A 7,431-nucleotide genomic window follows, 5' to 3' on the forward strand; every position below is an offset into this window, starting at 1 on the left:
TGCCCTTTGATCCTAACAAACTGTTCACCTAACCTTGGATTTCATCCTCGTGAACAAGGTGAACGACAAACATTTGACCTAGGCTAAAGGAAGTTCCTGTCGAACGCTTTATTGATTACCTTTAAGAAACATTAAGAAAAACAAGAAAAAGGTTGGTTTGAAATGAGTACGCAAGCCTGTTGCCCTGTCGAGATAGAAATTACTGAAGCTCCCCCGATCTCCAGCCAGCAGGAAACCCTGTTGGATATGCACAGTGTACTAAATACCTTCAACATTTTGCTGGGGGAACTGCAATTTTTAGAGTTGGAACTCGATGATTGGCAGGTGTTGCAGCCCAGCCTGAAAAGCCTAGAGCAACTGGTGAATGCTTTGGGCGATCGCCCGACCATTTTTGCCTATCTACAACAAATCAGCGATCTGCGGGCAGCCATCACAGCAAACATTGAAACTGCACTGGTTCAGTATCCCGACAAAGCAGCGACCCCCGATGTGCAGGAGGCAGTGGCCAATATTCAATCGGTCTTTAATGTGGTGGAGGTGCGAGTGCAACAACTCCTTGCACGGGAAAAGGCACCATCGGCTTGGGTTGAGGTGCCCATTGAGCAGTTGCAGGCTCAGTTTGGGCAAGTCTTCCAAGCTATTGAGAAAAATAGCAAGGGGCGTTACCGCATTCTCCACAACATTGCCGCTCAGGAAGCCTCAGATTATTTTCTTACCTTTGATATTCAGACTGCCAACGGCCGTACGGTTCTCATGCCTCCTGTCTTTGAGGATGTGATGCGGGATTTAATTGCTAATGCCCGTAAATACACGCCCCAAGGGGGCAAAATCATTGCGGGTCTAGTGCAAACGGCGGATCATCTCAAGTTTGTGGTGGAGGATACAGGCTGTGGGATTCCCGTTGAGGAAATTCCTAAGGTGGTTGGCTTTGGCTACCGAGGCTCCAACGTTCAACATCGCCGCACAATGGGGGGTGGCTTTGGGCTGACGAAGGCGTTTTTTGTTACCAAGCGCTTTCAAGGACGGATGTGGATTCGCTCGGCAGCCGGAGCGGGCACTCGCATTACGATTGATTTGCCGATGCCGTCAACAGTTGTTGCAGGTACATCTGAGCGGGGGGATACTCAGGGTTAAATTCTAAGGTCTTTTGAAAATAGGCAATGGCGCGATCGCGCTCTTGCAAGGTCATGTAGGTATAGCCCAGGCTATAGGCCGGCTGAGTGGTCATCCACTGGCGATCGAAAGGTTCAGCGCGATCGTAGGTTCCCCGCTCAAAAAGATCTAAACAGCGGTGAAAGTAGGGCAAAGCCCCCCGATGTAAGCCCAATTCAAAGACAAGTAACCCCGCCACATAGAGTAGAGGCGGATAGCAATCAAAGAAACGTAGGCCATAGCTGAGGTAATATTGAGCCGTTTCATAGTCCTTGGCTGCAAAGGCGCGGTAGCTGACCCAAAAAAGGAGATGACGCAGCCAGGTTGTGTCTTGGGGAAGGATTCCCTGTTCGACGGCAGGGGCAATCTGCTCAAGGGCTTGCTCGTACCAAGCTTGGGCGCGCTCAGAATCGCCACAGGCGGCGTAGTGATCGCCAAGGCAGACTAGGTTTTGAAGTCGGCGATCGCCCTGCTGCACCATTTTTTCGAGAATGGGGATATTGCGATCGCGAATTTTTGCGAGGAACTGGTCTTGGCTTTGTTGGTTGTGGTGAATAAGATAGACCCCCTGCAACTGACCCACGACTGTCTGCCGTTCCCGATAATGCAGTTGCTCGTGGAGTGCCCCGGTAAAGTGAAGATCGGGAAAGCGCCGGCCAAAGCGGACATTCCAAAACTCGCTCCAGTTGCGATCGCCTGCCTGTTCACGGCGCAATAGACTCCACTGATTGATGGCACGGGCACTCTCAGCGGTCAAGCAATCTCGCCACTGGGGATCCGTAACCACCAATTCCTCGTCGGCATCAATGTAAAAGACCCACTCCCCTGTGGCGTAGGCTAGGGCAGCATTGCGAGCGGCGGCAAAATCCGCTTGCCAGACAACGGAATGGACATGGGGGGTAAACTCGCGGGCAATGGCGATCGTGCCATCCGTAGACCCCGTGTCCACAATGATGATCTCATCTACCCAAGGCTGAACCGACTGCAAGCAGCGCCGTAATTGATGGGCTTCGTTTTTGACAATCATGCACAGAGAGAGCCGCGGAGCCATAGCAACAAAGGCACTACAGCCGCTTCAGATACTTCGCTTCTAGCAAAAAAGCACCCCGCTCTAGCCGCACAACCCAGTAGTTCCCCGGCTGCTGGCCTAGGATAACCCCCTCTTCACCAAGAGTCAGGATGCTGGATGGACGCAACATTGGCATCGGTTCTGCTGTTTTGACATAGGGGGGCAGTTCCACAAGGCGAACGCGATCGCCCACCGCAAAAGCTTCTTCCATTCCTACTAAAGGATGCTCAAAATTGGTAATTTTGATAACACAACTTCCAATTTAATATATTGCCTTCAACGGTGGAATTGTTGTCAAAAGTTTTAGAGTGTCTTCAAGTAGCTTAATAGGTCGGCCATGTCTTGGGGTTGGGCTTGAAACTTAGGCATAGGGGGGGTATTGCCGCTGATGATTTGCTGAATCAGCTGTACTTGCGATCGCCGGTAACTAATCTGCACAAGACTAGGCCCTACTTCCCCCTTGCCATCAATGCCATGACAGCCAGCGCAGTTGAGAATAAAAATTTGCTGACCGCGACTGGGATCGCCCACCGCCGCCTGTACGGATTGGATGTAGGGATCTCGCAGGGGCAATAGGAGAGAAGCCCCCCAACCGCCGCCCACCACCAGCACTGCCAAGACGGGCAGCAGCCAGCGCCATACCGTTGATCTAGCCCCAACCGTGTTGACTAAACTCATCCACTTATCGGAAAAATTAAAAATTGTTTATTATTGTTACAACAGCATTCTAAACCCTGAACTGAGCGAGATTCAAGCGAGTGAGTAATCATTTGTGAACTGTTGTGCCTCTACCCTGAAAGCGATGATAAACCGTACGCAAGGCCTGGCGATCGCCGACATTGCCGGGGAACAACACCACCGGTAGCTCTGGAAAGCGGGGATGATCGGCACCCGTACGCACCACGGAGCAACCGGGAAGAACTTGCCCTAAGAGGCGAACCGTGGCTAGGTTTAAGCCCTTGCTCAGCACATCATTAGAGGTGATGCCCCCTTTGCTGATGAGGTAGCGCAAATCAGCGGGCAACTGTTGGACAATTGCCATCAAGACCTCAGAGACTCGCTGCCCAAAGGCCAACCGCATCGCTGCATCCGCGAAGGTTAGCTCTTCGCGACTGGTAAAGATGACAGGGGTTTTCCCACAGGCGATCGCCTGATCCACCGCCGCCAAGACTTCGTTGATGATCGCAGGTTCAGCCGCTGCACTGTCGCGCAATCGTGCCACGGGCACTTCGATGGGCAACACATCGGGTTCCTCCAGCAGGGCAGTCAGTTGTTCAGTGGTTTTGCGCACGTGGGAACCCACTAAAACTACGCCATAGCGACCAGGGCGGCAATAGGTGGCCATTGCCTCTGGGGGGGTAGGCTGGGGGGGCAATTGTGTTAGGGCAGTCAGTAAACTTGCGGCGCTGCGGAACAAAAAGCGTTTTCCTTGACTGGCCACCTGAAGCACCGCCGTTGCAAATTGGTCTAAATCCCCTTGACTCTCGGCATCCACAACAGCGCAGACATTGTCGGTTAACTGAGTCAAGCGGCTGCGCAGAGTCTCTAGATTGCGGACATCGGCAAGAACAAAGCGCTCTACGGCTGTTGCAGGAATGCGCCCTTGGGTCTTTTCGGCCACATAGTCGGGCAAATAGCTGTGGTTGTAGCCAAAAACCGAATCGCGGGCAAACTCGGTTTCATGGACAGGCACAGGCTGACCGTCAACGAGGAGGTAGTGCCGGCTATCGCGGGTGATCCGTCCCCCCTCCAGAAAGGCAGGCACTAGAAAATGGGCATCAAAGGGACCCAGTTCAGCAGCAATCACGTCGGTTTCAAGGGGGTAGTGGCCGCGTAGGGTGGAATCAGAGCGACTGACAACAATGTAATCGGTTGTGCCCGTTTGGGCGATTGCTTCCTGCAAATGGCGACAGACTGTACGCGTTACCTCCGCAGCCATTTCTGGTGGCAAGGCACGAGTGTTAGTGAGGATAAAGAAGATAGGCACAGAATCGGTGAGGCCACGACAGAGGGTATCCACGTCCCAGCGGGTCAACAGCAGGCAACTGTGCACTGTTTGCGAACCAGTGGGGTCATCATCTAAGACAATAATTTTGGAGCGCGTCACCAAGGGGATCTCCGACACTCTTTCGTTTGCAGTTTATCATTGGGGCGATCGCTCATCCGCAATCAATGGCTGCCAATTGACACTACTGTTCCAACCACAGTTGCCAAGAAAATCAACCTGCTGCCGCTAACAGCAGCAATGACATGGCCTTTGTCCTGAATCAATACCTGCTTTAGGAAATACGGCCTTGACCACAGTAAACGCCTCAGGAAAGACTCAACCTTGACTCAGTTGGTTCTGGTGTTCATCCACTTGCACAGGAGACCCCGACTCGAAGGCGGGGGAGGAGGTCAATTCTCAAAAACTGGCCAGCCTTAACCTGCACTACTCCATTGTCACTGAAGCCCACAAGCAACAACTTTAAGAGGCAAAAGCACTGCTTGAAAATGAACCGGAGGAGGATTAGGCACTGCCCTCTCCTTGAGGGACTTCCTGCCAAAGGGACGTTATCTCCCGCAGGCTTTGGTAATTCCCATTTCCGAGAATCAAATGGTCAAGCACGGGAATTCCCATGACTTGTCCTGCTTGTAGAATTTGTTTTGTCAAGTCCAAATCCATTTGACTAGGAGAGAGATTACCTGAGGGATGATTGTGGGCAATAATCAGGCGGCTGGCGTTGCGACGCACGGCTTCGCGAAAAATTTCGCGGGGATGAGCAAGGGTTTCGGTTGCCGTTCCCACAGTAACTACATGGGATGCTAACAGACGATGCCGCACATCCAGTAAGAGAACCGCAAACCGTTCTGTGGGTTGCCACATGAGATCAGCACTCAGCACAGCAGCAGCAAGGGCAGGATTGTCAATAATCGTTTGCTCCCCTGGCCGCGATTGAAAGACCCGCTTTCCCAATTCCACAGCCGCCAAAATTGTCGTAGCCTTGGCAGGACCGACACCGGGAATCGCCATCAATTCCTCTGCGGTAATGTCGCGCAAAACACTCACAGCATCGGTATTCTTGCCACTGCGCTCCTCCAACCGTTTGAGGATGAACTGACCTAGGCCCACGGCTGAGAGTTTACCAGCCCCTTGACCTGTTCCCAGTAAAATTGCCAGCAATTCCGCCGAACTGAGGTAACGAGCGCCTTGGCTGAGCAACTTTTCCCGGGGGCGATCGCCAATGGGTAGATCAGCAACACGGGGCGAGTAGGACATAACAGCAGCGATCTTGTTGATCGCTAAAAAGCATACCAAAGAGAAGCCCGCCCTCTACGCAAAACGTGGGGGTCGGGAGTATGTCACTTGCTGAGGCTCTTCCCTGCCCAAAGAGACGGGGTTGCTCATGATCTTGGGGCACTGTGAAAATCAAAAACGGCATCTGCTAAGGTAGGGGTAGTTTACTAAGGACTATAACAAGTCACCCAAAAGTCGCCCTGTATTCCCTTGGGAGCATTATTATGTCCAAAGAACCAGCCCCTACAACAACGTCTCAAGAGCAGGCTCCTCCACTGGAGTCTCCAACTCCTGAGCCTGAAACAGAAACCGTCAGTCCTGAGGAAGTGGCCGAAGCGGCAAAAGCACTCCTTGCTGCTTTGCAGCGGTTTGCTGCTGCTCAACTCAAAGCCCTGCCGGCGGATGTACAAAAAGCCCTTGAAACAGCGATTGCGGAGCTAAAGTCAAATGCGGATACTGTCTCTACCCATGTAAAAGATTTTGAGGAACGCCTCAAGGCGGCGTGGGAGGTGCTAACGGCAAAGAAAGAGTTGCCCAGTGGTGGTGATGGCAAGTCTTAACACCTTATTGCTTGAGCAATTCCCTTGGCAGGAGACCCTCCAGTGGCAACCCACCCCCCAACAGCAGGAACAGTTCCAACGGTTCTATGGAGCAATTCTTGCTGCCAATCAAAGGATCAACTTAACCCGAATTACTGCGGTCAATGATTTTTGGGAGAAGCACCTTTGGGATTCGTTACGGGGGATTTTGCCTTGGCTTCAGCTCCCTGAAGGAACACCTTGGGGAACAAAGATTCAACAGGTTATTGATATTGGCAGTGGGGGTGGTTTTCCAGGAGTACCGGTGGCGATCGCCCGCCCCGATTGGTCAGTGACCCTCCTTGACGCAACCCAAAAGAAAGTCAAGTTTTTGCACTCTCTCCATTCAGCGGTTGGTTTGGTCAACATTTACCCAGAATGGGGGCGGGCAGAAGCCCATGGGCACCGCTATGATCTAGCCTTAATTCGCGCCGTCGGTGATGTCAGGCGTTGTTGTGCCTATGGTTTGCCCCGACTGCGGTCGGGGGGCATTTTAGTCCTGTACCGGGGTCAGTGGAGCGACGAGGACACCCAGCATTTAGAAACCCTCTTGCCGCAATATCGCAGTCAACGACTAGACATTCAGGCATTTACGACCCCCTTGAGCCATGCCCAGCGCCACTGTATCTATATCCAGCGTCAGGGTTGAATTCGCACGTCATGACTTGTCCTCAGGTGGAGTCTTGATGTAAATAAATATGACAATTGATGGTTTGGAATTTTCGCCATACACATTTACGGGGGGATCAGTTATACACAAATAGAGAGCGAACCAAAACACGCGTTGAATTAATTGGTTGGGGCAATTTGGCAAGTCTCGGAGGAAAACTGTCAATGTTTGGCGATAATAATATGGGTTTTAGAAGCTGGCTCGCTGAACTCGTCAATGGGATGGGTTTGGCATGGTGGGTCAAAATAGAGACAAAAAATCCCCCCTGCATCTACTACTTTGGTCCTTTTCTGACGCCCATGGAGGCAGAAAGAGAGAAGGAGGGCTACATTGAGGACTTGAAGGCTGAAGGAGCAGAGGGACTTGAAGTCAGTGTAGTGCGCTGTCGTCCTGAAGAAGTCACCATTGACGCCGAAAAAAAGACGCAGATGCCCCTTAGTGTCGGCATGACATAAGTCAAGTCTAAGTTGGTTCTAAAACACAACTCTGTCCTTAAAGCATAGTGCTGTCTTAAAGTTTGTCCTAAGTATCTTCACTGGACGCCAACCCCAACAAGGCTATGTTCCGCAGGATCACGAGGGCGGATGGAATTCTCTGGGCGATCGCCTTTATTACCGGGTGTATTTTCAGTCTCTTTCAGTGGGGTTGGCTGGGGGTCTTGGCACTGGGGGGGATTCTCTATGGG

The 7,431-nt window shown here is 52.0% G+C and carries 9 protein-coding genes; 4 read left to right on the forward strand and 5 right to left on the reverse strand.

Annotated elements, in window-relative coordinates:
- Positions 1-162: 162 nt before the first annotated feature.
- Positions 163-1,134, forward strand: coding sequence for a sensor histidine kinase (locus tag P3X23_RS08630; protein WP_300875472.1), 972 nt, complete (start codon positions 163-165; stop codon positions 1,132-1,134).
- Here P3X23_RS08630 and P3X23_RS08635 read toward each other — a convergent pair.
- The 5 genes from P3X23_RS08635 to radC form a co-directional block, all read right to left on the reverse strand.
- The gene (locus P3X23_RS08635) at positions 1,064-2,203 is read right to left on the reverse strand and encodes a glycosyltransferase family 2 protein (RefSeq protein WP_300875475.1); all 1,140 of its coding nucleotides are present in this window, start codon (positions 2,201-2,203) and stop codon (positions 1,064-1,066) included. The two genes, P3X23_RS08630 and P3X23_RS08635, sit on opposite strands and share 71 nt — an antisense overlap.
- Positions 2,204-2,216: 13 nt before the next feature.
- Positions 2,217-2,432: a regulatory protein SipA gene (gene sipA / locus P3X23_RS08640; protein WP_300875477.1), complete on the reverse strand. Its 216-nt coding sequence runs from the start codon at positions 2,430-2,432 to the stop codon at positions 2,217-2,219.
- 92 nt (positions 2,433-2,524) lie between these two features.
- Positions 2,525-2,899 (reverse strand): cytochrome c, encoded by a 375-nt coding sequence (locus P3X23_RS08645; RefSeq protein ID WP_300875480.1) that lies wholly within the window; start codon positions 2,897-2,899, stop codon positions 2,525-2,527.
- Between the two features lie 88 nt (positions 2,900-2,987).
- Positions 2,988-4,331, reverse strand: coding sequence for a four-carbon acid sugar kinase family protein (locus P3X23_RS08650; RefSeq protein ID WP_300875483.1), 1,344 nt, complete (start codon positions 4,329-4,331; stop codon positions 2,988-2,990).
- Between the two features lie 399 nt (positions 4,332-4,730).
- On the reverse strand, positions 4,731-5,480 hold the full coding sequence (radC, locus tag P3X23_RS08655; protein ID WP_300875485.1) for a DNA repair protein RadC: 750 nt from the start codon (positions 5,478-5,480) through the stop codon (positions 4,731-4,733).
- A 242-nt stretch (positions 5,481-5,722) separates the two neighbouring features.
- Between radC and P3X23_RS08660 the strand changes: the two genes are divergently transcribed.
- The 3 genes from P3X23_RS08660 (at position 5,723) to P3X23_RS08670 (ending at position 7,201) form a co-directional block, all read left to right on the forward strand.
- Positions 5,723-6,058, forward strand: coding sequence for a hypothetical protein (locus tag P3X23_RS08660; RefSeq protein WP_300875488.1), 336 nt, complete (start codon positions 5,723-5,725; stop codon positions 6,056-6,058).
- On the forward strand, positions 6,045-6,725 hold the full coding sequence (gene rsmG, locus P3X23_RS08665) for a 16S rRNA (guanine(527)-N(7))-methyltransferase RsmG (protein WP_300875491.1): 681 nt from the start codon (positions 6,045-6,047) through the stop codon (positions 6,723-6,725). The genes P3X23_RS08660 and rsmG overlap by 14 nt, the downstream gene beginning before the upstream one ends.
- A 203-nt stretch (positions 6,726-6,928) precedes the next feature.
- A complete protein-coding gene (locus P3X23_RS08670; protein ID WP_300875494.1) occupies positions 6,929-7,201 on the forward strand; it encodes a DUF1816 domain-containing protein in 273 nt (90 codons plus the stop codon).
- The last annotated feature ends 230 nt before the right edge of the window (positions 7,202-7,431 follow it).

It is taken from the genome of Thermosynechococcus sp. Uc (assembly GCF_029335995.1).
GTDB lineage: Bacteria > Cyanobacteriota > Cyanobacteriia > Thermosynechococcales > Thermosynechococcaceae > Thermosynechococcus.

Coding starts and splice junctions, on each gene's coding strand:
- P3X23_RS08630 (WP_300875472.1), top strand. CDS start 163: ATGAGTACGCAAGCCTGTTGCCCTGTCGAGATAGAAATTACTGAAGCT.
- P3X23_RS08635 (WP_300875475.1), bottom strand. CDS start 2,203: ATGGCTCCGCGGCTCTCTCTGTGCATGATTGTCAAAAACGAAGCCCAT.
- sipA (WP_300875477.1), bottom strand. CDS start 2,432: ATGGAAGAAGCTTTTGCGGTGGGCGATCGCGTTCGCCTTGTGGAACTG.
- P3X23_RS08645 (WP_300875480.1), bottom strand. CDS start 2,899: ATGAGTTTAGTCAACACGGTTGGGGCTAGATCAACGGTATGGCGCTGG.
- radC (WP_300875485.1), bottom strand. CDS start 5,480: ATGTCCTACTCGCCCCGTGTTGCTGATCTACCCATTGGCGATCGCCCC.
- P3X23_RS08660 (WP_300875488.1), top strand. CDS start 5,723: ATGTCCAAAGAACCAGCCCCTACAACAACGTCTCAAGAGCAGGCTCCT.
- rsmG (WP_300875491.1), top strand. CDS start 6,045: ATGGCAAGTCTTAACACCTTATTGCTTGAGCAATTCCCTTGGCAGGAG.
- P3X23_RS08670 (WP_300875494.1), top strand. CDS start 6,929: ATGGGTTTTAGAAGCTGGCTCGCTGAACTCGTCAATGGGATGGGTTTG.